We start from the raw sequence: 26,462 nt of genomic DNA, 5'->3' as shown, positions 1-26,462 counted from the left end.
ATACTTTTCAAATCATTTTTGCTATAGTTAAAGTGGATTTATTTTTTCATAAAGGAATTTTTAGGGTAACTAGTCAATTTTTAATAAAATAGGCCCTAAAATCCATAATCACTTTGTATTATTTAGTAGAGCAGCCCTCCTTAGATGAGAGGCTAATAAGGAGAGAAAATTATGGTAGATAAAGACCAGCGGGATGCCCTGATCAAGGAGCATTTCGGTTTTATTATTAATACTGTTTCGGAAGTGACCGGTCGCTATGTCGAAGTGGGCAATGACGATGCCTTCTCTGTAGCCCTCTTAGCCTTTGACGAAGCCGTTGACCGCTATGATGAAGACCGGGGTCACTTTCTCGCCTTTTGTAAATTGGTTATAAAAAGTCGGGTACTAACCCATTTAAAGCAAGAAAACCAACAAGAAGCGGATGAGTCACTCAATGACCTCCATGAACAAGGCTTTGATCCAAAAGATGATAGGGCTCAAAGTAATTTTGATATGAAGGCAGAAATCGAATCCTGGAAGGAAGACTTGGCGAACTTTTCCATCACTTTGGAGAAATTAGCCGACGAAGCTCCTAAACACCAGGATACCAGAGAACGGGCCATTGCTATTTCTGAGGCTTCCAGTAAGAAAAGGTCCATTACCGACCACCTCTTTACTAAGAAACGACTCCCCATTCGCAAAATGAGCCGGATGTTCTCGGTAACTGAAAAAATAATTAAAGGAAGTAAAACCTTTATCATTTCAGTCATAATTATTTTCTTTAAAGAATACCAACACTTAATTGCTTGGATTAGGGGGTGAGGACATGTACCAAGAAGTCGTTATTATTGAAGTGAAAGAAGATTATAGTCTTGCCATGAGCCGGTCTGGTCAGGTCATCCGGATCAAGAACAAAGCTGGCATGCATGTTGGTGCAAGAATTTATGTTACCGAAGAAGATCTCTTCCAGTCAGCAGCTACAGACAAGGTCGTCCCCATGCGGTCAAAAAGGAAAGGATCTGCTAAGCCCTGGTGGAAGGCGCTCGCCCTAGCAGCAATGGCCCTTCTCCTCATTGGAACAGGAACTTGGGCTAGCCAATGGCTGCAACGGGAAAATGCCCTAGCTGTTGGACAAAATCCAAGTGTGCAAGTCACTACCAATCGCGACCAGCAAGTCACCGGAGTCTATGACGCCAATGCCCAACCTCATTCAGACAGTGAGCTCAAGGGCAAAGGGCTAAGTGAAGTCCTCGATGACCTATTAGGAAGTATCAAGTATCCTGAAAATGAAAATATCCTAGTCGCCATGACTAAAACGGACGAAGTAAGTATGCGCAAGATTGAAGAAGCCATCAGCAAATACTTCCAAGATAGTGGCTATTCCGGCGACCTGATTTTCCTAAGAGGGGAAAGCAGTGAATTCCGCGCTGCTAAGGAAGCAGGTAGGTCCTATACTTCTTACTTGGTTGACCAATACCAGCTTGACATTTGGAATAAAGACCAAAACGATGACTTATCTGACCAGGAAAAAGCTAGCCGCCTAAGTGGCCACGGCAGTTTCCGTTCGATAAATAATCAAGAGCAGGAAGATGAGAAGGACAAAGAGAAAGAGGATAAGGAAGACGATAAAAAAGAAGAAAAAACGAAAGTCAGCAGTCTTCCAATGACTCAAAAGCACAAAATCAGCAAAACAACCAGCAAGATCAAAGTGCGCCAGCCGGAAATCAACCGCAAACCGCACCAGAAAATGCTACACCTCGTCAAGCGCCAAGTCGCCCTGCACCCCAGCCAAGCCAGCCTGCGCCAGCTCAGCCCGCTCCGCAGCCAAGTCAACCCCAAAGCCCACCGCTTTATTATCCAAGTGGTGATGACGATGATTGGGATGATGACTGGGACGACGATGATTGGGATGATGATTAGTCTCTAATCCGACTGATATCATCTTATAAATAAAAACAAAGCCCTTACCGTTAGGAAGATTTTCCTAGCCGTAAGGGCTTTATTAGTTTGTTAATTCATCTTTGCCTTTAAGGCTTGAATAATTTCGACTCCAGCACTAGTTCCAATGCGCTCAGCTCCTGCCTCGACCATGGCTAAGAAATCTTCAGCCGTGCGGATCCCGCCGGCTGCTTTGACCTTGACTTGGTCACCAACAACTTTTTTCATCAGGCGGACGTCAGCCAGCTTGGCTCCTGAGGGGCCAAACCCGGTTGAGGTCTTAATAAAATCAATCTTTACTTCTCTAGCGATTTGAGCCAGATGTCTAATCTCGTCATCACTTAAATAACAATTTTCAAAAATAACCTTGGAAATCACTTCATGATCACGGCAGAGATTTGCCATGATCTGCATTTCTGACTTAACCAGTTCCCAATCTTTGTCCTTGACTGCTGTCAAATTCACCACATAGTCAATCTCATCAGCCCCGGCTTCAATGGCTATTTGAGCTTCCAAGCGCTTGGCTTCAACCGTTAGTTGACCTAAAGGAAAAGCGATAGCTGCGCCGATATGAACATCCCTATCTTTTAAATACTTACGGCAGGTTTCCACCTGGAGGGGATTAATAGCTACCATACGAAAGTGATAGTCGATAGCCTGCTGGCAGAGTTCCTGGATTGCCTGACTACTGGCATCCGCATGCAAATTGGTGTGGTCAATCATTTGTGCATAATCATCTAAGGTCTTCATACTTTCCTTCCTTTCGCATTCAATCCTTGACAGCTTAATCTTCACTCATAAAGTCGAGATTATTTTTACCCAGGGGAAAGAAGCGCTGTCCCCCAATTCGACAATGGTCCAAGAGTTCTAAACTCACTTGGTCAACTTCCCCATTGGCTTCATTACGGGCAATCCGAAAAACCGTATTGGCAAAAATATCCGCCACTTGGATCATATCCCGTTCCTTGGAATCCTGATATTCCACCTGGACATCCGCTAGCCGTCTCTTTTCGATAGTGAATTTAATCTGCAGGTATTCTTCTAAGGAATTCAATGATTGGATGGCCTGGTTGCGGTTATCAATGGTCAAGTAAAGCTTTTCTTGGCGGTCTTGGTGGGAATGAACTATGGCCCCTACCGCTAAACCAACAAAATAGTTAAAAGTTAAAGCTGGAATCCGTAGCAAATTATCATAGAGTTGAAAGTTATCAATGACTAAATAATGGAAGGTCAGATCAGTTTCTTTAGTCAAAGCATCAAATACCGCCGCCTTCATGGCATTAGGCATCATTGAGCCCTTAATTTCCTGATGGATATCTAAATTGCTGTCTGGATGCTGGTCCAGGTATTCCTTCTTAACCTGGCGAAAAACACTACGAACCTGTTTCTGGTCTGCTGTCTCGGCAAAGGCCATGACAAAGTAACGCGAATTTTTCTTATTGTCGGTAGTAATCATTCCAGATTCGTCCACAAAAAGTTGCACAGTCTTTCCTCCTTCACTTAAGCCTTCTATCTAGGTCCAGTGTAACACGGCGATTCAATAAGCCAAAGTCAGACCAGCTTAAGCCTGACGGTCAAATTGACTGTTGTATAAGTTGTAATAAAATCCGTGTTTTGCCAGTAATTCTTGATGGCGACCTTGTTCCACCACCTGGCCTTGGTCAAGAACTAAAATGGTATCGGCTTCTTGAATAGTTGACAGCCGGTGGGCAACCACAAAGCTGGTCCGCCCTTGCATCAGTTTATCGAAGGCCGCTTGGACAGCTTGTTCCGTTACGGTATCGATCGAACTGGTCGCTTCATCGAGAATTAACATATCAGGATCAGTCAGGAGGATTCGGGCAATACAAATTAGCTGCTTTTGCCCCGTGGAAATATTGGCGCCGCCTTCTTCTAGCATGGTGCCATAACCCTCGGGCATCTGTTCAATTAAGCGGTGTAAACTCGCCGCCTGGGCTGCTTGGATAATCTCTTCTTGGCTGGCCTTTGCTTTACCATAAGCGATATTTTCAGCTACCGTTCCTTGGAAGATCCAGGCATCTTGGAGAACCATACCAAACAATTGGCGAACCTGGTCCCTAGACATGTCCTGGGTATCAACGCCATCAATTAGAATCTGGCCAGCATCGGGTTCATAGAAGCGCATCAACAAGTTGATTAAGGTGGTTTTGCCGGCTCCAGTTGGTCCCACAATGGCCACAGTATCCCCCGCTTTGACATGACAAGTAAAGTCTTCAATCAAAGGTCGCTTAGGGTCGTAAGAAAAATAAAGGTCTTGAATGGTCACTTGACCCTGGCAGTGGTCGAGAACCACTTGATCTCCTTCAGACTCAGCATCAGCTTGGTTTAGGAAATCAAAAATTCGTTGTGCCGCCGCCAGAGCCGTTTGCATTTCGTTAATGACCGCTGAAATTTCATTAAAGGGTTGGGTATATTGGTTGGCATAGGTAAGGAATGAGGAATAAAGCCCCACACTTAGCTGACCATTGACCACCGCAAAGGCCCCGTAAAGACCCACTGCTGCATAAACCATGGCATTTAACAGCCGGGCAGTAGGATTAATCAAGGCCCCGTAAAATTGAGAAATTACCCCACTCTCATGCAAGCGTTGGTTAATAGCATCAAAGCGTTCCTGACTCCGCTCTTCATAGGTGAAGCTCTTAACCAAGTACTGGTTATTAGCCATTTCATCCATATAGGCGCCCAATTCTCCACGCAAGGCGACTTGCTCTTGGAAATAACGGTAGGTACGGTTAGCAATCAAGGAAGACACAATAACCGAGATCGGGGTTAAAATAATCACGATCAGGCCGATTTTTGCATTGAGAGACAACATCATGATAACAATTCCAAGGATGGTTGCTAGCCCAGAAAATAAGGAGGTGAAGCTTTGTAAGAGTCCATTGCTAAGGTAGTCGACATCGTTAATGGCCCGACTGACAATATCCCCGTAAGCATGCTGGTCTAGATAGGCCAAGGGCAGGCTTTGAATTTTTAGGAAGACTTCTTGTCTTAATTGGTGAGAGATTCGATAGGATAAGCGGCTGGCTAAATCATTCTGTAAGTAGCTAGCCAAGGCTGCTAAGAGAGCCAAGACAATTAAGACTGCAATCGCCCACCCTAAAGCAGAAAAATCAACCGCCCCGGCCGCAACTAATAAATTCACCGCCCGGCCAATTTGGATTGGTATCAGAATTTGGAAAAGCACGGCCAGGGTCGAAGCCACTAGGATACCCACAAAATAGCCAGGGAAGGCTTTAATATATTGGATTAAGCGTTTACTGGTTTCAACTGGCATCTAGGCTTCCCCCTTTTCTTGGCTATCTGGGTATTGGCTAGCGTATATTTTTTGGTAAGTTGGGCAAGTCGCTAAGAGTTCTTCATGGCTAGCAAAGCCGACTAATTTTCCATGGTCTAAGACTAATATTTTATCGGCATGTAGAATCGACGAAATCCGTTGGGAAACCATGATGAGGGTCTGTTCTTTTTCCAAAAGCACTTGCCGCAAGCGCCCTTCAGTCGCAAAGTCTAAGGCCGACACCGCATCATCTAAAATAATCGCCCGGCTGGGTTGGGCCAGAGCCCGGGCAATAGTTAACCTTTGCCGTTGACCTCCGGAAAAATTCATTCCGCCTTGGTCAACCGGGGTACCTAGCCCCTGGGCCTGCTTGATAAAGTCAGCCGCTTGGGCATCTTGCAAAGCCTGCCACAAATCAGCATCAGAAATAGCTGATTGGTCCATCTTCAAGTTATCTCGCAAGCTCCCCTTGAAGAGGACTGCCTTTTGAGGAACTAGGGCAATGGCTTGGCGTAAGCCTTTTAGGGAGAGACTTTCAATGGCTTGACCATTAATAAGGATATCTCCGCTTTGTTTTTGGTTGAAGGCTAAGATCAAATTAACCAAGCTAGTTTTGCCCGCTGCAGTACCTCCGATAATACCGATAAATTCGCCTGCATGAATTTGAAAGCTGAGGTCGCTTAAGAGGGGCCGGTCACTGTAAGAAAAATTCACCTGGTCAAAAGTGATTTCTAAAGACCCTGTGGATTGTGTCAGGTCGTTTTGTCTGTTTTTCTCCAAGGCAGACTGCTCTTCGCCTGCTACCGGCAAGGCTAAAAAGTCATCAATCCGGCGGGCTGAGGCAAAGCCCCGACTTAAGACCACTAATAGGCGCACTAAAACACTCAAGGCTAAGAAGATACTGGTCATATAGGAAGTTAAAGCGATAATCTCACCTTGCATTAGGTAGGCATTGTTCACTAAGCGACCCCCAAAATAAAGGATCAAGCCAATAGCAATGTTAACCACTGATAAGGAAATCGGTGTTGCCAGGGCTTGAACTTGTCCGACCCGAATTTGTTGGTCAACTAAGTGGTCATTTTCTGCTTGGAAACGTTGAATCTCCTTTTTTTGATTCACGAAGGCCCGGATGACCCGGATCCCATTGAGGTTTTCACGAACCACTTGGCTCAAACGGTCTAAACCATGCTGGATGCCTTGATAGCGACGGTTTGAATTGAGAGTAATTCCTGTAAAAGCTAGGCCCAAAATAAGGCCAGCAATAATAAAAATAGGAGACAGTTGGGGGCTAATCAGATAAGCCATAATTATGGAACCGATGACAATCACTGGTGAACGCGAGGCTAGGCGTAGGGCCCTGGCCACTGCTTCTTGAATATTATTGGTATCGTTAGTTACCCGGGTAACAAGGGAGTCCGCCCCCACCTGATTGAGTTGGCTAAGGGTCAAACGGTTGACCTGACTAAAAAGTGCTGACCTTAACCGGGTTCCCACCGTCTGCATAGTCACTGAGGCGTACCACTGACAAACTAAGGCAAAACAATAACCTAAGAATGGCAAAAGCACTAAAAGCAAGCCTCGCTGCCAAATATAGGTCGTATTTCCTGGATTAATCCCCTTATTAATCAAATCAGCCATAACATAGGGAACCATTAACTCCAGAACCGCTTCAATCAGCTTGGCTGAAAAAGCTAATATCTCTTTTCCCTTATTTTCTAATATCACATCTTTAACTCGCATAAATAGACTCCTATTTCTTTTTCTTCTCACTATGGTACTCCAATGCAAGAAGCTGGGCAAATTTTTGTCTAAACAAAAAGCGAGTCTTATTAACTCGCCTTTTAAAGGGATTTATTAATAGATAATATAGATGAGAATTTTATTTGCTTTGAAATTAAGCATTAAAAATATTCATATTAATCCATATCTATATATTCAGAAATGATAAAACTTTCATAAGGTTGCAACTCATAACCTAGAGAATGATGGTCATAGTTATGGATAACATAATCAAATGAATCAGAATTAAATAAATGGCTATCGATTGCTCTTTTTTCTTCGGATAAATTGGCGGCCACTATCCAACGTTGATCGCCTAATTTTCTTTCATAAATTATTATGTAAGGATCTTCCATCATAGCCATATTAAATTCACCATCACGTAATATTGCTTCTTCATGCCTTAAAGTAATTAATTTCTTATAGTATTCGAATACTGATTTTTTTGAATTTTGATCAATCTCTACATTAATTTGCTTATAATCAGGATTCACCTTAATCCATGGGTCAGCTTCTGAAAAACCAGCATTTTTTTATCATTCCATTGCATAGGTGTTCTAGCATGATCACGACTTACTTTACGAGCAGCTTTTAAGAAATCTGCTTCAGAGATACTCTTAAGCTCTTTGACAAAATAGTCATAATTTCCTTTGAGTTCTATATCCACAAAATCCTCTAGACTAAAATCTGCATTAGTCATGCCTATCTCTTCACCTTGATATACAAAGGGAGTTCCTTGTAATCCATGTAAAATGGTAGCAAAGGCAGTTGCCGATTCATAGCGGTACTTGTCATCATTTCCCCATCGAGAAACTATCCTAGCCCGATCATGATTATTAAAGTATAAAGCATTCCAGCCTCGACCTCTCAGAGCGTCCTGCCAATTACAAATAATTTTTTAAATTCAATATAATCAGGTTCTTTGAGAGCCCACCGGCCATTAATATTTCCTTTTAAACGATCAATATGCATATGTTGGAAGGTGAATACCATATCTAATTCTTGACGTTTAGGATCTACTAATTGTGCAGCATCACTGGCCTTTGCCGCGGGGGCCTCTCCCACACTCACCATTTTGTTAGGTGCTAAAACTTTTCGATTCAACTCATGCAGAAATTCATGCATACGTGGCCCATTTTGTTGATTTGAAGTTGAATAATCAACTGGATTATTAGGAAATGACCAATCTTTAGATATTGATGTAATTACATCTAAACGCCAACCATCAACTCCTCTATCAATCCAAAATTGCATAGCTTTGTATACAGCCTGTCTAACTTCATTGTTTTCCCAGTTTAAATCAGGCATCTCCTTAGCATAGTAGTGCAAGTAATACTGTTGCCTGTTCTCATTCCAAGTCCAAGCAGACCCGCCAAAATTTGAGCCCCAATTATTAGGCAAACTTTGGTTAGCGCCTCCGTCCTGCCATATATAAAAGTCACTGTACTTATTATTGCGAGATTTACAGCTTTCTTTAAACCAATAGGCCTGGTCTGACGTGTGATTGGCAACAAAGTCCATTATAATTTTAATGTCAAATTGATGGGCGGAATCAATCAAGTCATACATATCCTCATTTGAACCGTATTTGGGATCAATTTGGTAATAATCGCTTACATCATAACCATTGTCAACATGTGGAGATAAATAGACCGGACCTAACCAGATGGCATCAACCCCTAAATCAGCCAGGTAAGGCAATTTTTCTTTAATCCCTTTTAGATCACCTATCCCATCATTATTGCTATCATTAAAACTCTTAGGGTAAATTTCATAAATGACCGCATTTTTCCACCATTCGTAATTTTTATTAGTCAATTCTTTACCTCCCCTTCTTAGGCAATGCCTAAAACTGACAACAATATACCTAGCAGGATAATTCCAAAAATAATTAAGTTAACTGATTTATTTTTAACTTTCAACAAATAAAAGCAAATTAAGGTAATTGATAAGGGTAATATGCCAACAAAGATTTGATCTAACATTTCCTGTGTTTTTAGAATGGTTTCTCCATTCATAGTCATGTCCCAGGTAATTTCTAATTTAACCATTTGACTTGTCATTGCCCCAACCATCATTAATCCCATAGTTGTAGCCGCTTTGGTGAGAATACTGATCAAACCATTTTCATAGAGTTTAGAAATAAGTGATGAACCTAGGGTGTAACCATATTTTCCGCCATACCATCTCACCAATTGTACTGGAACATTAAAAATTAACAAGAATACAATTGGAGCAAATATATTTCCAGCCAGAGCTAAACTAACAGCAATACCTGCTGCAATAGTTCTTAATACACCCCAAAATAAGGAATCTCCAATTCCAGCTAAAGGGCCCATCAAGCTAGTTTTAATGGCATTTATAGAATCTTCATTAAAATCATCTTTTTCTGCATTTTCTCTTTCCATTGAAGCCGTAACCCCTAAAATAAAAGGATACATAGCCAAGTTAGTATTGAAGTAAGCCATATGACGAACCATTGCTTTTTTCTTTCCTCATCATCTTTGTAAAAAGTGTCTAAGAAAGGTTGCATAGCATAAGAGAAACCTGAAGCCCCTTGTTTAGCAGGAGTGACAGCCGCATATAATGAGAATGACCGCCAATACAATTGCCTTAATAATTTATTATCTAATGAAGCTATTTGTTTTGTGTTTTCCATTTTTATTCCTCCTAACTAATTAAAGAATTGGTCAAGTTCTTTATCTGTTGTGTTCACATTTACTGGAGATGTTGCTTGATTTTTATCATTCATCCGTTTAAGTTTCATATCATTATACGAAACGATAACAGCGATGATTGCTGCAATAACCGCCACAGTGATTAAAGGAATCTTGAAATATGAAATCAATACAAATCCCAATAAAAAATAAATAAACAGATGTTTATCCCATAAAATCTTTAATAGCATTGCCATACCAACAGCAGGAAGGAGGTTTCCTGCAATGCTTAAGCCATGAACGATTACATCTGGAATTTGTTCTAGTGCATGTTGAGTAAGCTCAGCACCGTAAAGAATTGCAAAGAAAGGAATTAATGCATATATAAACCATTGTAGAAACCAAAGGCCATAATGAAGTACGGCTATTTTTTTAGCATTTCCTTGTTCAGCTAATTGATCAAATTTTGTTGCAAATGGTCCCACAATACCCACGTAAATTAAAGTTTTTATTTGTAATCCAATAATTCCTAAGGGAATAGCTATTGGTAAAACAATATCAACACCAGCTCCCATATTAATAGCAAAAGCGGTGGCTAGAGCTGTTGCAAGCCCCGGTTCAGCAGAGCTAGCTCCACCAATATTAACAACTCCCATAAAAATTGTTTCTAGAGACGCTCCAATTAATAGCCCAGTTTGCAAGTCACCTAATAAAAGACCTAGTAATGGTCCGATGACAATTGGTCGCCCGAGCATAGTGAAGCCGAGTAATTCTTGTCCACCAACGGTTATAAACACCACAAAAGCAACAATAAAAGCTTGTAGTAACATGTTTTCACTCCTCTATTTCAAATATTTTTCAGCTTTAATCTTTTCATCAGAAGGCAGGTTTTGTAGACAAGTATTTGGATGAACCTTAACTAAAGTACTCAAAGCTACCATCTCTGGATCAGTTAGCATGACGAATTGAGTCAGAGTTGTCTTTTTTCCTTCTACAGACTTACCAACATTACCTATATTGACGTAGTCGATATTATCAACACTTTGCACGAGTCTTAAGGCATCTTGAACTGTTCGTACAATCACTAATAAATTTTTAGTATTAGCACGTTTATCTTTTAAAACCTTTACCACACCTTCAACGGATCGAATGAGAACTCTAATGCCATCTGGAACTGCCATTTTCAGCGCCATTTGTTGGGTTTCGTTTGTAGCTGCTTCATCATTAGCAACAATAATTCCATGGAGAGATAATTCGCGAGACCAAACCATGGCAATTTGACCATGAATCAATCGTTCATCAACTCTTAATACAATGGATTTATTCGAGAAATTATCTTTTTCTATCGACTGTTCACCTTGTCTATTAACTTCAGTTGACTCCACAAGACTATTGTCTGAAAAATCATTCGCATTAGCTAAACACATTGCAGAACGTGACTTCTCAATGATCTTATTGATAGTTTGAAAAGTCATCTTTTCAGTCGAATAAATGAGTTCAATAATTACTGGCACATTAAAGCCTGCTACAATATAAAAATTTTCAAAATCCTGAGATATTTCTAAAAATTTTTGATTAACACTACCACCATACAAATCAGTAAAGACAATAATTTCATCATTCTTTTGAATATTTTCTATAAAGCCTTCGATCTGGTCTTCTATCGAAGGAATATCATCAACATAAGCTGACATATAGGTAATATTAGTCTCCTTAGGAATAAATAAATCTAAAGTACTCTTCATCCCAGCAGCTAATTTTCCGTGCGATGCTATGACTATCTTTCTCATATATACTCCTCCTTTTTGGAACGTTCCAATTTTAAATTAATATTAAGAACGTTCCCAAAATTAATAATAATAATTATAATAATATTTGGAACGTTCCATTTCATTAACAAATGATAGCGCTTTATATTTCACTTGTCAAGATTTTGTGTAGTTTTTCCTTCTACAAATTTTACTGGAAGAGTTACTAAGTTTGTAGGTCTATTATCGTATTGGGAATTTTTAACTACATCCATCATAATATCTACCGACTCTTTAGCAATATCAACCACTGGCTGTCTAATTGAAGATATTACTCTTGTCTGATTTTGATACATTTTTGACCCATCAAATCCAACAATTTGAATATCACTAGGTACATTAATCGATAATTCTTGAAAAAGATTATTCATATAATCAGCATAATTATCAGACACTGTAAAAACACCATCATACTTATAATCTTTTCCGAAAGTTTTCTTAGTATAGATGAGTAACTCTTTAAGGAATTCTTTTTCATGTTTGTTTGAGCTAAAAATCTCATAATCAATTCCTTTATCAAGACATGCATGAGCAGCTCCATTAGCTCTTTGTCCATAGTTAATACGCGAATTTTCAGTAGTTCGAGTAACAATCAGTAGAGATTGTACACCCCGCTTTGCAAGTTCTTCAACAGCTAGGTAGCCACCCTGATAATTATCCGATGTGACACAAGGAACTTCTGGACTAATTTGTTTTTCTATCGATACCATAGGAATATGTTCAATAAGTGCTAAAGGAAGTTTACTGTAAGAAATGGTGATAATTCCAGCTGCTTTTTGTTCTTTGACCATTTTTATATAGTCAATCTCTTTAGCAATTTCATTGTTTGAATTACATAAAAGCATTTTAAAGCCATGAGACTCAATTTCTTGTTGAATATAGTAAGTTAATTCTGAAAAAAATGGTGATAAGGTATTTGGAAGGATGAAGGCTATCATATTTGTCCGATTTAACTTGAGTGCTCGAGCATTGTTATTAGGAACATAATTTAATTGATCAATTGCTTCTTGTATTTTTATTTGAGAAGCTTCTTTCACCTTGACACCATTTATATAATTTGAAACGGTTCCTCTTGAAACTCCTGCTAACTTGGCTACATCATTCATGGTTGCCATATTAATCGCCTACTCTCTTGTAACTTTAACTTATTCATTTATATTATACAGACTATCCAGCAATAATATATCAAAATACCTAATAAAAAGGCGGGTTCAATGACCCGCCTTTAACTATTAAAAGTTTTTCAAATTTAATTATTAATGAGCACTTTGGCTGCGCATGTTCTTGACGGCCCGACTTCTTTCGATCATCTTGAAAATAATAATCAGAAGAAATAAATCTACTGGAAATAGTACCGCTGTACGAATGATTCTAGCCCAGGCAAATAAACCGGACTGGTACATCATATTGAGCCATAAAGGCGTTAAGAATAATGAAATCAACACCGTAGTTAATACTTTAGCGATGAGAATTCGTTTCAAGTTATAGCCTTGACGGAATAGGACAAAGCCATAAATCACACCGGCTAAGACCGCATTGAAGGTAAAGCCAGGAAAGAAAAAGCCACTTGGACTCAGAACAAAACCAATCACATCACATAAACCAGCGCCAATTCCTGCATAGATAGGTCCGTAAAAAGCACCCATAATAGCTAATGGTATAAAGGCAAAACTGATTTCTAGGGTTGGTCCTAGAACTAAACGGAATTGGTTGAGTAAGAGGTTTAAAGCCATCAATAAACCCATACCCGTAATCACCCGTGATGAGGCGACATCTAAAGGTAACCATTTTCTAAACATAATAAAAAACCCTCCTAATATACATTGGAGAGGCCCAAAAAGGGACATTACACTCGATGGCATTTGAGCGAATGCGGATTAACATCGCGAGTAATCTCTTCGTCCAGCAGCAACATTCCGTCCACTGACACTTAACGCATTAATCCTACTCTCAGTGAATATTATAGACTTCTTCACTTGAAAGTAAAGCCCTTTCTTTACAATTTTAAAAACCAAGGTTCAGGCTATAATAGGGTTGAACCTTATTTTTACTTATTTAACTTCTTTTTGCAAATTTTTTTGGTAAGTGAGGTCAATTCCAAAGGCCCCTAAGGGTGCAGTAATTAGGATAGCCAGTACCGAAACCGTTAAAATAATTTCACCGGATCCTAGTCCCATTGCCAAGGGGACACCTCCAATGGCTGCCTGAACGGTTGCTTTAGGCAGGTAGGCGATCACTGAAAATAAGCGTTCTTTAAGGCTTAGGTGGGTCTTGGCTAGGGATAGTAAGACACCCAATGACCGGAATATTAATACCATACCAATTAAAAGAACCGGTTGCCAGCCTGCTTGAAAGGCATAGGTAATATTGACAGAGGCGCCCACTAAGACAAAGAGCAGAATTTCACCAGGGATCCATAATTTATTATAGTATTGACCAAGATTGACCGCCTTTTCTGAGTCCAGGCGATTGATCACAAGCCCCATAGCCATCACTGCTAATATTCCCGAGAATGGGAGTGCTGGCAATATTTTCTCCACCGATACCAAGACAAAGGATAGGGATAAGAGTAAAATCAACTGCTTGGCAGTGCTAAAGTCAAAACGATCAAAGAGGCTATTTAAGCCAGCACCCAAGAGGCCACCGACTAAGAGCCCTAGAGCAATGGAAATCGGGATAGTCAGGAGTTGGGTAACTTGGAAACTTCCTCCTTGAGCAACAGCTAGGAAGGAAGAAAAAAGAACCAAGACATAAATATCATCAGCAGACGACCCGGCTAGGATAAGTTGTGGGATTTGCTTTTTGGTCCCATAGCCTTCATCAATCAGTTTTAACATTTTGGGAACCACAACCGCCGGGGAAACCGCACCGAGTACCGCCCCTAGAACCAGGGCGTCAGCCTGGCTGATCCCTAAAATGCTAGGTGCCAAGAGACTGGTAGCAATCATTTCAAAAGTTGCCGGTAAAAAACACATCAAGAGTGCTGGCCTGCCCACCTTAATCAGGCCACGGATATCTAAGGACAAGCCTGCCCGAGTCAGGATAATAATCAAAGCCACTTGTCTTAAATCCGCAGATAAGTCTAAGATAGTGGGATCCAATAAATTTAAGGCATAGGGCCCTAGTAAAATCCCTAAAAAGAGATAACCCACTAGGCTAGGAATACGTAAAGACTGACACAGTCGTTCGACTAACAAACCTAAAATAAAAATATAGGCAAAACTTAACAATAACATCTTTCTACTCCTTTTCTTTTCAAGCAAAAAAGCTGATGCTCTTCTGCTTTTATTTGCAGAAGTCATCAGCTCATAAGCATTCTTATACGCGGTTTAGGAGTAAATCCTGGGAAGACATTCATTTCCTTGGTCTAAGCATAAATAATTATCATTTTTCTGTCAAGGGACTTTTCACTTTCTACTTTAATCCAAGCAAAAAACAAAAATGTATTAAGGTTTCTAGTGAAATATTTAACTTAAGCTTAAACTTTACCTCTTTCTGATGATAATTTACAAAGAAGTAAAGAATATAGGTAAGGAAAATTTATTTTTAATTAATGAAAGCGCTTTATTTTATAATAAAAACTACTCTGCTATACTGGCCATAGGATACTAATTTATTTGTAAGGAGGATTTTATATGAAGTCAGGACGTTTCATGCGTTTAATTACCATTGCCTTGGCATATGTCGGGGTGATTGTCGGAGCCGGATTTGCTAGTGGTCAAGAGGCTTTTCAATATTATGTCGCCTTTGGTCGTGAAGGTATTTTTGCTTTAATCTTATCCTGCTTTTTCTTTGCTATGGGTGGCTATTTACTTTTAGTCTATGGTTTTCGTTATTCCGCTGAGGACCACCGCATTGTTTTTGACAAAATTTCTAGTCCTATCATCGCTAAATTGATTGACCTTGCTATCAATTTATCCTTATTTTTAATTGGTTTTGTGATGATTGCTGGAGCGGGGACTAACTTAAAGCTGATTTTCTCCTTGCCCACCTGGGTAGGTAGTATCTTATTGACGGTATTACTGATTCTAACCGCCTTTTTAGATACCACCAAGGTCACCCAATTAATTGGTGCCATTACGCCCTTTGTTTTAATCTTAATTATAGGGGCCTCAATCTATACCCTGATGGCCTCCCCTATCCCCTTCTCTGAAGCCTTGGACCTGGCCCAAAAAGCAGAAACCTCTCTTCCCAATTGGTGGGTATCTGCCATTAATTATACTTCCCTAGGAATCATGACCTGTGTTTCCATGGCCATTGTGATTGGGGGGAACCAAGAATCTTCCTTTGAAGCGGGACTTGGTGGCATACTCGGCGGACTCGTAACGACAGTCTTACAGGCAGCCGCTTATATTACTATTGTGGGTAATATTCAACGCCTGGATACTAATGAAATGCCTATGCTAATGGTCCTGGATGATATCCATCCCCTGCTGGGCGCTGTTATGGGTGTGGTGGTCTTTGGGATGATCTTCAACACCGCTATTGGCATGTTTTATCCTTTAGCCAAACGTTTCTCCTATAACCAACCTCAGCGGGTCCCCAAGCTAATGATTCCGATGGTTCTAGTGGGACTAGGGCTTTCTGCTTTCGGATTTACCCGCTTAGTCTCCTATGTTTATCCTTTTATTGGTTATTTGGGTGTCTTCGTTTTCTTGCTCCTCCTAGTTCAGTTCATTCGTCACCGGGACGATATTCTCCACGGAAAGGTTGATTTAGATCAATCTAAAAACTAAAAAGAAAGCAACAAGGAAAAAGAGTCTGGGACAAAAGTCTCAGACTCTTTTCAAAATACGAACTATCTAATCAAAACGTGTTCCAAAAGTCAGCCCTGACGTCCACTTCACACAGGGTGTGAGACTTGGCAACTAGACTTGGATGATTGGAGCAAGTCAGAATAAAAGCGAAACATTCGCTTGTTTCTGACTTGTGAAATCAGTCCAAGTCTGCCAAGTCGAACCCAACTACGAACTATGTGCGATAGTTTTGCAACTATCTACCATAGTTCGCTCCAGTTGCTATAGCTGTTCGAAGCGAAGAGCGAGTTACAGATATAGTATGCGAAGCGGTTCAGGGCTCTTTTGACTTTTGTCACATTCTATTTTTATTAATGACTTTCCTCTAGGACACCATCCCGCATTTCAAAGACTCGGTCACAATGCTTAATTAAACGAGTGTCGTGGGTAACCATAATGATGGCCTTATTCTTCTCCTTACTTTCCCGAGCTAATATATTGACCACTTCATAAGCTCTTTGACTATCTAAGGAAGCAGTCGGCTCATCAGCCAGGATGATAGTAGGATCAGGATATAGAGCCCGAGCGATGGCTACCCTTTGCCGTTCCCCACCTGACAAATCGGCTGGATATTTATTTAATAATTGGTCCACTTCCAATTCCTGGAATAGATCTTGGGCATAGGCTGCTTGACTGTGGCCTTGGATTTTATCGACTAAGCGTAATTGATCTTTAACCGTTAAATAGGGAATTAAGTTAGAAGCTTGTAAGATAAAGCCAATTTCTTGGAAACGGCGCTTCGCTCTGTCTTTTTCCTTTAAACTGGAAAAGGCTTGGCCCTTGACCCTAATCTCACCCTGACTTGGACTTTGTAAACCGCCACTCAGGGTTAAGAAGGTCGACTTCCCTGAACCTGAGGGACCAACAATGGCGACAAATTCTCCGTCACTCACGGAAAAATTAGTCGGCTTTAAGGCCACTATCATTTGATCGCCGTCTTGAAAGGATTTAGAGACATTTATTAATTCGATTGCTTTCATATGAACACTCCTTTATTCAATTTCTCTTTTAGGCCATGGCTTCGAGGGGATCAACCTTGGCAATGGCTCTGACCGAGAATAAAGCCGCCATAACCGCTGCAATGATGATTAAAATGCCCACTAGGAGGAAATACTCCCAAGTTAAAGCAAAGGGCACCGCTGCTGGCAGTAAATAAGCAGAAGCCAAAGTTGCCAACAAGGCGAAAGCCACCCCAAGACTGGCTAAGAGGAAACTTTGGCCAAGAACCGACTTAGCAATATAGCTGGTGGCAATGCCTTGAGCCTTCATAACACCAAAGATCGGCGCCTTTTGCATGGTTAGGACATAGATAAATATGCCAACCACCACAGCTGCAATCACAATCAGAAAACCAATCATAAAGTTAAAGGTCACTACCTGAGCCCGGTAACCGGGAATATCTTGAATAAAGTCTTCAATACTTATGGCCTCCAAGTCCTCAGGAACATGGTTGGTTTGGCCACGGATCACGACAGCATTAATAAAATCTTTCTCCGGTAGTTGTCCTAGATCACTGTAGCGAATTTCTTTAAGGTCTTCCAAGCTGGTAAAGACAACTGGAGCTACGGAAAAGCGTTGGCTTTTAGTAAAGCCGACCACTTTAATGGGGTGGTCAATATTAGCCACTTGCAGACTATCGCCAATTTCCAAACCATATTGGTCCTTCATAGTAAGATCAACTACCCCTTGTCCCGGGGCATCAAACATCTTTCCAGCAACAAGGTCCGGTTTGAGGAATTCATCCCCTTGGATCCCAAAGAAGGCAACATTGATCTTCTCACCCTCCTCATCCAATTTGACTACTCCCGGCATTTCCGAAAAGAGTGCCTTTTGATCGGCGGTAATTTCATTGACTAAATCAGCTTCAAAATTCGATTTTCCCAAGACGTGGTTACTGTCACTGGCCAATATAATTTGATCAGCTGACCAAGCATCCACAGCTAGACGGTTGTCTTGGGCCAGCCCATATGACAAACCGGTTAAAAAGAAAACCAAGTAAGCAAGCAAAAACAGGAGTCCCGTAATTAATAGGTAACGGGCCTTGCTATGCATAATTTCTTTATAAGCTAAAAACATTTTTTCTTCCTCCTTCATTGAACAGGGACGATTATACGCCCCTCATTTTTCAAGAGCAAGCAAAATGAACTACGTTCACTTTATTTTTTATAAAAGCTAAAAATGACTATTTAAAGAATCAAAATTCACTTTATTCTCTATCCAATAAAAAACAACCGCCCTGGGCTGAGACTGCTTCTAGGGCTGGAAGTTGTTCCCAGCATAAGCAGTAATACCGCATGCGGTTGTTAGTTATTATATGAAGTTTTTATTTACGGTTTTAACATTAATAAACTTTAGCTAAAGAGCCCATTGGATCCCAAGGTTTTAGGTGAACAGGTTCTTGTTGATATTCTTCTAATAATTTTTCATCAACATAGCGGCTAGGTAGGGTGATTTGGAAGGTGTATTCATCGAACCATTCATCAGACATGGAGAAGATTCCTTCATCTCCAACCTTTTTACCCCAGGAATTTTCAACTTTCCAATGGGTAGGCTTGCCTTCTTTGTCCAAGTTAACCCCTACTAAAACCATGGCATGGGTTAGGAGACTAACACTATAATCAAGGCGTTCTGCCTTGTTTAAGGTATAGTTTTCACCCAAGGTATCTTGGTAGCGGTACATCTTGGTATCCATTAACCCAAGTTCACGTTCACTCATCTTACCCACATCTGAACCAAACCAAACTGGATAGCCGTCTTTAATGGCTTTGATAGCTGCATCTTTAAGGGCTTCAATTGGGACGTTGAGATACTTAATAGGTTCACCCTCAACGATTGATCCTAAATAATCCACTGTGTATGTCTTATGATATGGTTTATCAGCAGTTGGTGCATTTAAGAGACTAACCATGTCGTTCACTTCGAGATTAGTATATTTTTGGAAGAATTCTTGTGGAGTAATGTCTTCAATCCGGTGGAATTGGTCATCCTTGTCACGGTATTGGTAGGTAAATTGACTTGGCACTTCTCCTAAGGCCTTTACTAAAACATTATAAATAAAGTAAAGTTGTTCATCACGTTTTGCTTCTAAATCTGCCTTTGATTTGCCAGCTTGGTGCATTTGACGTAAACGGGCCGCAAATTCACGTAGCTTGGTTTCTAAGACTTCATCCAAGAGATGGGTGTTAGAGGAATGGAAGGTTTCAGGCATAACTTCTTTTGGCACAGAACCATATTTCTTCAAGATATCCGCGAACATCTCCCATTGGCCCCCATCTTCACATGGCGTTTGGAGTAAATGCCAAACTAAACGAGAGTCTTGAGCTTCATCAACGGTATCAATAATACTGGTTAAGAAGAAATTAGCCTTCTCTAACTTATCCCAGAATAAGGTATAAGATTGGGAGAATTCAAAAGTTTCTAGGTTTAATTTTTCCATGGTGGAAACCCGGGCAGTATTTAGGGCTGCGAACATCCAGCAGCGACCACTTTGTTTTTGGTTAGTGATCTTACCACGTTTGGTTTCTTCGGAAAATTTAAAGTCATGTTCTTGGCGAACTTGATAATTGACGCTGGCCTTGTTAATACCGACTTCACGAATGGCATGCTCGCTGGCAGCATTTTTTGGGTCAGAATGATATTTTTCATGGAATTGTTGAATTAATTCTTGATTAATCATGCAATCATCGCTTCTTTCTATATCAGTTAGATTGAAAAATTTACCCCTACACTATAACATAATTTACTGTTTCTGCTTAGTCCCTTTTTTGGGATAAATAGCCTTATAAAATAAAGAGGCTGTGACAAAAGTCCCAGCCCTTTATCTAAATAGAAACTGCCTATTCAAAAAGTGTTCTCGTCACACCCTACGACTAGGCATCTAGTTCGGTGTTGTAATAGACGTTTTGAACGTCATCGTCGTCTTCTAATTTTTCAATGAGAGTTTCAAAAGTTGCTTTCTTGTCATCTGGTAGGTCGATCATGGTTTTTGGCACCATGGTTAATTCAGATGTTGCTAGTTTATAGCCTTTTTCTTCTAGGGCATCACGGACTGCCCCAAAGTCATTGGCTTCGGTATAAATTTCAAAGACCTCGTCGGAAGTTTGTAAGTCTTCGGCACCTGCGTCAATAGCATCCATGAACATGGTTTCTTCATCAACGTCTAAGTCTTCACGTTCAATAGCGAGATAGCCTTTGCGGTCAAACATATAAGCCACTGAGCCACTTTCACCTAGGCTACCCCCGTTACGGTTAAAGATGGTCCGCACGTTGGTTAAGGTACGGTTGGTATTGTCGGTTAAGGTTTCCACAAAAACAGCAATCCCATTAGGGCCGTAGCCTTCATAGGTGACTTCATCGTAGTCTTCGCCACCAGCGGTATTGCTCCCTTTATCAATGGCCCGTTCAATGTTGGTCTTAGGCATGTTTGCTGCTTTAGCTTTGTCCATAACCATACGAAGTGATGGGTTAGCATCCGCATCTGGTCCACCTTGTTTTACCGCCATATAAATTTCACGCGATAATTTTTGGAAGATCTTAGCGCGTTTTGCGTCTTCAGCGCCCTTAGTATTTTTAATTTTGCTCCACTTATTATGTCCCGACACGAAACATACCTTCTTTCGTTTTTAGTCTATAATCTACAATTCTTAATTCTACCAAAAACAGCTAAATGGCGCAAGTTCAAGCTTCCGCTCTTACGGACTGGTCCAGTCATCCACATAGTCAGTCATCCAGACTTTTGCTATAATAATTAGGAGTTCATAAGGAGGGATTATTATTAATCAACATTCACCTATCCACGATAACAATAATAATAATCAAGAGGAAAAACCTGCGTGGAAAGATAAATTTTTCTTTTCCAGCAATGTTTTCTTTTCAGTGATCAAACGCCTACTAGGCTATGTCCTGGTTCTGGGCCTACTTAGTTTAGCCTTAGCTATGGGGGTAGCTAGCGGATTTTTCTTAGGATTAACCGAAGATCTTCCCAACCCCTCCCCTGAGGAGATGGCTAGCCAAATTCAAAACTTGGAAGAAGTCTCGATCCTCACCTACAATGACGATTCCCTGATCGATGAAGTCCGCAGTGACCTGGTGAGAAAGAATGTCCAATTAGAAGAGATTTCACCACAGATCGTTCACGGCCTGGTGGCTACTGAAGATGAACACTTTTTTAAACACCATGGTGTAGTCCCCAGTGCTATCCTGCGTGCAATCGTCTCCCAAGTTCTAGGCGGTTCCTCCTCGGGGGGCTCAACCATTACCCAGCAATTGGTCAAGCAACGCTTCTTATCTAATGAAGTTTCCTTTGAACGTAAGGCTAAAGAAATGCTCTTAGCCAACCGTTTAGAAAATTATTTTTCTAAGGAACAAATCCTGGAATCCTATCTTAATACCTCTCCTTTTGGTCGTAACAATAAAGGTGAAAATATTGCTGGCATTGAGGCAGCTGCTGAAGGTATTTTTGGTAAAAGCGCCGACCAAGTCAATTTACCCCAGGCCGCCTTTTTAGTGGGGATGCCCCAAAACCCTTATACTTATACTCCTTATGATAGCGAGGGTCAATTAAAATCCCCAGAAGGCCTTAATTACGGTGTGGAACGGATGCAGGAAGTTCTAGACCGGATGCGCTTAGAAAATTATATTAGTCAGGAAGACTACGAAAAAGCTAAAAACTACGATATAAAAAGTGACTTTATCCAGGCCGACAGCCAAGTTGATGAGCTAGATTCCAGCACTAGTCAGAAGAATACTTATCTCTACCAACAAGTGGAAAAGCAAAGCCTTAAGCTCCTCATGCAGCGTTTTATGGCTATGGATGGAGTCAGTGAAGAAGATATTCAAGCCGATGACAACCTCCGTAGCGAATACCAACAACGGGCCGATTCTTATTACCGTAATGGTGGACTAACCGTTAAGACCACAGTTGATCCTAATATCTATCAGCTTCTTAACCAAACGGTCGCCAACCAAGCCGGTTCCCTGGGACAAACTTATATGGCCTATCAAAATAATCCAGAAGCCGGTGAAAGCGAAGCCATCCCCCTCCCTGTCCAGACGGGCAACGTCCTTATCGAAAATGCCAGCGGACGAATTTTAGGCTTTGTTGGAGGGATTGACTTCGACCAAAACCAAGTGGACCATGCCTTTGACATGCGACGATCACCAGGTTCCATGTTCAAACCCCTGCTGACTTATGGACCAGCTATCCAAGAGGGCTTAGCCTTTCCAAGTACCCTAATCGCTGATACCCCTATTCGTATCCAGCAAGCCGATGGATCCTACTATGAACCATCCAACTATGGAAATAATATTTCCAATCAGTTGGTGACCTTCCGCCATGCCCTGGCCAATTCCTTGAATAATCCGACCATTTATCTCTACCAACACCTTTTAAAACATGGTGTCGATATCCAAGCTTATGTGGATCGTTTAGGCCTAGACCAAGCCGTTACGGAAAATGAAGTCAAGGATAATGTCGCCCTATCCATTGGAGGAACCCAAACAGGCCCGACTGTCGTTGAATTAGCGGCGGCTTTTGCAACTTTTGCTAACGGCGGCCAAAGCATCAGCCCTTACCTCATTGAAAGCATTTCTGATAGTAATGGGAACTTTATTTATCAACATCAAAATCACCAAGAACCTGTCTTTGATAAAGAAAGCAGTGATATCATGATTGATGTCTTGAAAGATACCCATCGGACCGGGACTTTCCAACCATATAGTGGCGGTTTGAATGCTTTTTCGGATATTTATATGAAAACAGGGACCTCAGAGGATTTCAATGACCATTGGATTGGAGGCTCAAGCCCAAGGATTACGCTCATGTCATGGATTGGTTACGATAATACTTACCAGCGCCATACCTTAAATGATGACGGCAATGCCAGTTTCGGTAATCCGGTAGAACGTCACGCCAAACACTGGTTGAGCCTGCTCAATCAGTTGAATAACTATGATCCACAAATGATGGGTTCCAGCGAAACTTTCTCCCCTTCCCAACACCTGGTCCGCCAAAAAGTAGTCAAAGAAACCGGAACACTCCCCGGTAGCTTTACAGGACCTTACAATACCCAATACCGGATTCCAATCAGTCAAGCTAGTGAAGAAGGGCTCTTTCCTAATCAAGCTGCTATCCCCAAGGCTCAATTTGACTTTGCCATTGGAGCCAGCTTAGAAGAACAAGTCCATGCCCTAGAGCCCTACCGAATCAAAAACAACAGTCAAGTCAACCAAAAAGTCAATGAAATCTTAGACCTCTATGAACAAACTCACCAAAAAGAGGACTAATTATTAAAAAAAGCAGTTATGCGTTTTGTGAGCATAACTGCTTTTTTTAGATATTTTTGTGCTTGTCGCACTCTACCTTATACCAAGTCTTCCATTATTGTGTAGAGTTCTTGGCTGGATAGATTTTCTTTTTCTTCTTGGGTGAAGTCGCGGATTATTTCTCCGTGATGGAGTAAAATCATCCGATTGCCATAGGTTAAGGCATCTTGTAAGTTGTGGGTGATCATTAGAGCGGTGAGATTCTCTTCTTGCACTTGTTGGTTGGTGAGCTCTAAAATCCTACGTGAGGTCTTAGGGTCCAAAGCTGCCGTGTGTTCATCCAACAAGAGGAGTTTGGGCTTAACGATGGTAGCCATTAATAAGGCAATGGATTGACGTTGTCCACCGGATAATTTCCCCATTTCAGCATTCAAGCGGTTTTCAAGGCCCAGACCAATTTGCGATAAAGTTTGGCTGAAATAGGCCTCTTTGTCATTGGTAATAGCCATACTTAAGCCCCGCTTTTGCCCTCGTTTAGCAGCCAGGGCTAAGTTTTCAGCGACGGTCATCCGTGGAGCGGTTCCCATTTTAGGATCTTGGAAGACACGAGAAATCGATCCTGCCCGCTCTTCTTCACTCTTAGTGGTAATATCCTTCTCCTCCAAGAAGATTTCGCCACTATCTAAGGCAAAGGTTCCCGCAATGGCATTGAGTAAGGTGGATTTCCCCGCACCATTCCCCCCGACAATGGTAATGAAGTCTCCCTGGTTCACTGAAAGGTCAATGCCTTTCAAAGCATGAAAGGCATCCAGGGTTCCGGGATTAAAGGTTTTATTGATGTTATTAAGCTTTAATACTTGACTCATGATTAAGCCTCCTTACTGCGAGTATTCTTGGTCCGGCCGCTTCCCATTTTGCTTCTAATCGTTGGAATAGCCAAGCAAAGACCCACGATGATGGCTGAGAAGAGCTTAAAGTCATTGGCTTCAAAATTCAGCATGAGGACAAGACCGAGGAGTAAACGATAAACAATTGAACCAACCACTATGGTTACTAAACGCATGGATAGGCTGACGTTGGGGAAGAGTACTTCGCCGATAATGATTGCAGCTAAGCCAATCACCACGGTCCCAATCCCCATGGAAATGTCGGCGTAACCATTGCTGTTAGCAACTAAGACACCAGCCACTGCAATTAGACCATTAGCAAGCATGTAGCCAAGCATGGTCATTTCATGGGTATCAATGCCTAGCGACTTAGCCATCACTAGATTATCCCCAGTAGCAATCAGAGCTTGACCCATTTCTGTTTTAAAGAAGAGACTCATCAAACAAATCACAATAGCAGACACCACCAGACCAATGACGATGGTATCGATATTTCTACCAAGGTTAAGAGGTTCTAGTAAGGTTTTTAAGGTTTTTTGACCCGTTAGAGAAATATTGGCCGATCCCATAATCTTCAGATTGACAGAGTAAAGTCCGGTCATGGTAATAATCCCAGCGAGTAAAGGGTTAATGCTTAACTTGGTGGTTAATAAACCGGTAATGGCACCTCCGGCCATCCCCCCTAAAAAGGAGATCAGGATAGCGATGAGGGGATGGATACCAAAATGAATGGCTTGGACGCCTAAAGCCGCCCCTAGGGTAAAGGAACCTTCAGTCGTCATATCAGGAGCATTTAAAATCCGAAAAGAAATATAAATCCCCAGTCCCATGACAGCCCAGATACTGCCCTCGGATAGGGCACTAGTAATTAAATCAATCATTTTTATTTACCCTCCTTTGCCACGTCAGTAGCTTCATCGACAACATCACTTGGAATTTCGATGCCTAATTCATTAGCCTTCTTAGAATTAATGGTTAAGGCCTTCTTCTCTGGAATAACAACGGAATAATTTCTTGGGTCAGCACCCTCAATCAAGTCAGCAAGGACATTGGCTGAATCAACCCCTAATTGGTATTGGTTGAGTCCAACTGTGGCCATCCCACCGTCAACAACCATGGTGTCAACCACTGGGAAGACTGGAATTTTATAATGGTCAGTAACCGAAATTAAGGTGTTCATTGAAGAAGCAATCGAGTTGTCATTAGGTACCCAGATGGCTTCCACTTCTTGGGCCAATTGTTCAGCCACTTGGGCCAGGTCGTTGGTCGAAGTGATGGTTTTTTCAACCACATTCAAGCCTAATTCTTTGGCATGTTCTTTGGCCATGCGGACATTATTTTGGGCATTAGTTTCAGAAGAATTGTAAATAATTCCCACCGTTTTAATATCTGGCATCACACGTTTAATCAGGTCAAATTGTTCCTTGACCGGTGGGACATCACGGACCCCAGTCACTTGGAAGCCTGGTTGGTCTAAATCTTTAACTAAGCCAGCCCCAACTGGGTCAGAAACAGCTGCCATTACTACAGGTACTTGGTCATTGGCTACATTTTTTAGGGCTTGGGCCGCAGGGGTGGCAATACCAACCAAGTATTCAGCACCATCAGAAACCATTTTATCGGATAACATTTTCAGATTATTTTGGTCACCTTGACCATTGGCAAAGTCAATTTCAACGTTTTCACCATTAACATAACCCCGCTCAGCCAGTTGGTCATAGACCCCTTGACGAATATCATCTAAGGCTGGGTGTTCTGTTAGTTGTAAAAGTCCGATGCGAATCTTATGGTCAGTGTCTTTGATATCTTCTTGACTGACATTGGTTTTTGCCTGGTTTTCACTGGCGGTCCGGTGTTGAATTAAAGTTGGCATGGCCAAGAACAAAACGGCTAAAGCAGTAATTAAAATAACTCCAAAACTTGTAATCTTTTTCATAAGGCACTCCTTTACAATAAAAAAATCCTCCAACTCAAGAAGCTGCAGGATCAAAAAAATCCCGCACAGACTATTCATGTGGTCCATGCGGGAATTCTTATTAAGTCGAGCTACCGCACAG

The 26,462-nt window shown here is 41.3% G+C and carries 22 protein-coding genes, 2 pseudogenes and 1 riboswitch; of the genes and pseudogenes, 4 read left to right on the top strand and 20 right to left on the bottom strand.

Annotated features, from left to right (window positions below; all coding sequences use genetic code 11):
- The first annotated feature begins 171 nt into the window (after positions 1 to 171).
- Together HMPREF9243_RS03420 and HMPREF9243_RS03415 are read left to right on the top strand one after the other, a co-directional pair.
- Positions 172 to 801 carry a sigma factor gene (locus HMPREF9243_RS03420; RefSeq protein ID WP_013668656.1) on the top strand — a complete coding sequence of 210 codons (630 nt, stop codon included), beginning with the start codon at positions 172 to 174 and terminating at the stop codon, positions 799 to 801.
- A 4-nt stretch (positions 802 to 805) separates the two neighbouring features.
- Entirely contained in the window at positions 806 to 1,906 is a 1,101-nt protein-coding gene (locus HMPREF9243_RS03415; protein WP_041705938.1) for an anti-sigma factor domain-containing protein, read from the top strand.
- An 83-nt stretch (positions 1,907 to 1,989) separates the two neighbouring features.
- On the opposite strand, the gene deoC is transcribed toward HMPREF9243_RS03415, so the two are convergent.
- From deoC to HMPREF9243_RS03360, 13 genes and pseudogenes are all read right to left on the bottom strand, one after another.
- Positions 1,990 to 2,667 carry a deoxyribose-phosphate aldolase gene (gene deoC, locus HMPREF9243_RS03410; protein WP_013669666.1) on the bottom strand — a complete coding sequence of 226 codons (678 nt, stop codon included), beginning with the start codon at positions 2,665 to 2,667 and terminating at the stop codon, positions 1,990 to 1,992.
- A 34-nt stretch (positions 2,668 to 2,701) separates the two neighbouring features.
- The gene (locus HMPREF9243_RS03405; RefSeq protein WP_013668674.1) at positions 2,702 to 3,400 is read right to left on the bottom strand and encodes a DUF3800 domain-containing protein; all 699 of its coding nucleotides are present in this window, start codon (positions 3,398 to 3,400) and stop codon (positions 2,702 to 2,704) included.
- Positions 3,401 to 3,478: 78 nt separating this feature from the next.
- Positions 3,479 to 5,215: an ABC transporter ATP-binding protein gene (locus HMPREF9243_RS03400; protein ID WP_013669841.1), complete on the bottom strand. Its 1,737-nt coding sequence runs from the start codon at positions 5,213 to 5,215 to the stop codon at positions 3,479 to 3,481.
- Positions 5,216 to 6,955, bottom strand: a complete 1,740-nt coding sequence (locus tag HMPREF9243_RS03395) for an ABC transporter ATP-binding protein (protein WP_013669132.1) — start codon at positions 6,953 to 6,955, stop codon at positions 5,216 to 5,218. It abuts the gene before it with no gap.
- A gap of 176 nt (positions 6,956 to 7,131) precedes the next feature.
- Positions 7,132 to 7,488, bottom strand: coding sequence for a DUF3459 domain-containing protein (locus tag HMPREF9243_RS10945; RefSeq protein ID WP_315861761.1), 357 nt, complete (start codon positions 7,486 to 7,488; stop codon positions 7,132 to 7,134).
- Positions 7,485 to 7,694 carry a hypothetical protein gene (locus tag HMPREF9243_RS10940; RefSeq protein ID WP_315861769.1) on the bottom strand — a complete coding sequence of 70 codons (210 nt, stop codon included), beginning with the start codon at positions 7,692 to 7,694 and terminating at the stop codon, positions 7,485 to 7,487. Before HMPREF9243_RS10940 ends, HMPREF9243_RS10945 begins: the two co-directional genes overlap by 4 nt.
- Positions 7,695 to 7,739: 45 nt before the next feature.
- A pseudogene (locus HMPREF9243_RS10935) lies at positions 7,740 to 8,695 on the bottom strand (alpha-amylase family glycosyl hydrolase); the annotation flags it as partial.
- A gap of 134 nt (positions 8,696 to 8,829) precedes the next feature.
- Positions 8,830 to 9,653: pseudogene (locus HMPREF9243_RS03385) on the bottom strand (PTS system mannose/fructose/sorbose family transporter subunit IID).
- Between the two features lie 15 nt (positions 9,654 to 9,668).
- Positions 9,669 to 10,481, bottom strand: coding sequence for a PTS sugar transporter subunit IIC (locus tag HMPREF9243_RS03380; protein WP_013669823.1), 813 nt, complete (start codon positions 10,479 to 10,481; stop codon positions 9,669 to 9,671).
- A 12-nt stretch (positions 10,482 to 10,493) separates the two neighbouring features.
- Entirely contained in the window at positions 10,494 to 11,441 is a 948-nt protein-coding gene (locus tag HMPREF9243_RS10235; RefSeq protein ID WP_013669451.1) for a PTS mannose/fructose/sorbose transporter subunit IIAB, read from the bottom strand.
- Positions 11,442 to 11,569: 128 nt separating this feature from the next.
- Positions 11,570 to 12,574 carry a LacI family DNA-binding transcriptional regulator gene (locus tag HMPREF9243_RS03370; RefSeq protein ID WP_013669278.1) on the bottom strand — a complete coding sequence of 335 codons (1,005 nt, stop codon included), beginning with the start codon at positions 12,572 to 12,574 and terminating at the stop codon, positions 11,570 to 11,572.
- 141 nt (positions 12,575 to 12,715) lie between these two features.
- Entirely contained in the window at positions 12,716 to 13,258 is a 543-nt protein-coding gene (locus HMPREF9243_RS03365; RefSeq protein ID WP_013669624.1) for a folate family ECF transporter S component, read from the bottom strand.
- Positions 13,259 to 13,321: 63 nt separating this feature from the next.
- Positions 13,322 to 13,413, bottom strand: a riboswitch (THF riboswitch).
- 97 nt (positions 13,414 to 13,510) lie between these two features.
- Complete coding sequence (locus HMPREF9243_RS03360) at positions 13,511 to 14,695, bottom strand: sodium:proton antiporter (RefSeq protein ID WP_013668474.1); 1,185 nt, start codon at positions 14,693 to 14,695, stop codon at positions 13,511 to 13,513.
- Positions 14,696 to 15,094: 399 nt separating this feature from the next.
- On the opposite strand from HMPREF9243_RS03360, the gene HMPREF9243_RS03355 reads away from it, so the two are divergent.
- The gene (locus HMPREF9243_RS03355) at positions 15,095 to 16,195 is read left to right on the top strand and encodes a hypothetical protein (protein WP_013668847.1); all 1,101 of its coding nucleotides are present in this window, start codon (positions 15,095 to 15,097) and stop codon (positions 16,193 to 16,195) included.
- A 371-nt stretch (positions 16,196 to 16,566) separates the two neighbouring features.
- Here HMPREF9243_RS03355 and HMPREF9243_RS03350 read toward each other — a convergent pair whose 3' ends face one another.
- The 4 genes from HMPREF9243_RS03350 to HMPREF9243_RS03335 all read right to left on the bottom strand — a co-directional run bounded on the left by HMPREF9243_RS03350 (position 16,567) and on the right by HMPREF9243_RS03335 (position 20,856).
- The gene (locus tag HMPREF9243_RS03350) at positions 16,567 to 17,235 is read right to left on the bottom strand and encodes an ABC transporter ATP-binding protein (protein WP_013669616.1); all 669 of its coding nucleotides are present in this window, start codon (positions 17,233 to 17,235) and stop codon (positions 16,567 to 16,569) included.
- A gap of 28 nt (positions 17,236 to 17,263) precedes the next feature.
- The gene (locus HMPREF9243_RS03345; protein WP_013669263.1) at positions 17,264 to 18,331 is read right to left on the bottom strand and encodes an ABC transporter permease; all 1,068 of its coding nucleotides are present in this window, start codon (positions 18,329 to 18,331) and stop codon (positions 17,264 to 17,266) included.
- Positions 18,332 to 18,596: 265 nt separating this feature from the next.
- Entirely contained in the window at positions 18,597 to 19,931 is a 1,335-nt protein-coding gene (locus tag HMPREF9243_RS03340) for an aminopeptidase C (protein WP_013668499.1), read from the bottom strand.
- Positions 19,932 to 20,124: 193 nt separating this feature from the next.
- The gene (locus HMPREF9243_RS03335; RefSeq protein WP_013668997.1) at positions 20,125 to 20,856 is read right to left on the bottom strand and encodes a YebC/PmpR family DNA-binding transcriptional regulator; all 732 of its coding nucleotides are present in this window, start codon (positions 20,854 to 20,856) and stop codon (positions 20,125 to 20,127) included.
- 274 nt (positions 20,857 to 21,130) lie between these two features.
- On the opposite strand from HMPREF9243_RS03335, the gene HMPREF9243_RS03330 reads away from it, so the two are divergent.
- On the top strand, positions 21,131 to 23,539 hold the full coding sequence (locus tag HMPREF9243_RS03330; protein WP_013669984.1) for a transglycosylase domain-containing protein: 2,409 nt from the start codon (positions 21,131 to 21,133) through the stop codon (positions 23,537 to 23,539).
- 77 nt (positions 23,540 to 23,616) lie between these two features.
- Here HMPREF9243_RS03330 and HMPREF9243_RS03325 read toward each other — a convergent pair whose 3' ends face one another.
- Genes HMPREF9243_RS03325 through trpX form a run of 3 tightly spaced genes read right to left on the bottom strand, consistent with a single transcriptional unit; the run spans position 23,617 to position 26,341 of the window.
- Positions 23,617 to 24,384, bottom strand: coding sequence for an ABC transporter ATP-binding protein (locus tag HMPREF9243_RS03325; RefSeq protein WP_013669851.1), 768 nt, complete (start codon positions 24,382 to 24,384; stop codon positions 23,617 to 23,619).
- 2 nt (positions 24,385 to 24,386) lie between these two features.
- On the bottom strand, positions 24,387 to 25,283 hold the full coding sequence (locus HMPREF9243_RS03320; RefSeq protein ID WP_041706552.1) for an ABC transporter permease: 897 nt from the start codon (positions 25,281 to 25,283) through the stop codon (positions 24,387 to 24,389).
- A 5-nt stretch (positions 25,284 to 25,288) separates the two neighbouring features.
- Positions 25,289 to 26,341 carry a tryptophan ABC transporter substrate-binding protein gene (gene trpX, locus HMPREF9243_RS03315; protein WP_013668609.1) on the bottom strand — a complete coding sequence of 351 codons (1,053 nt, stop codon included), beginning with the start codon at positions 26,339 to 26,341 and terminating at the stop codon, positions 25,289 to 25,291.
- Positions 26,342 to 26,462 lie beyond the last annotated feature (121 nt).

The organism is Aerococcus sp. Group 1, from assembly GCF_000193205.1.
GTDB lineage: Bacteria > Bacillota > Bacilli > Lactobacillales > Aerococcaceae > Aerococcus > Aerococcus urinae_A.
This window is presented reverse-complemented; position numbering and strand designations above follow the sequence as displayed.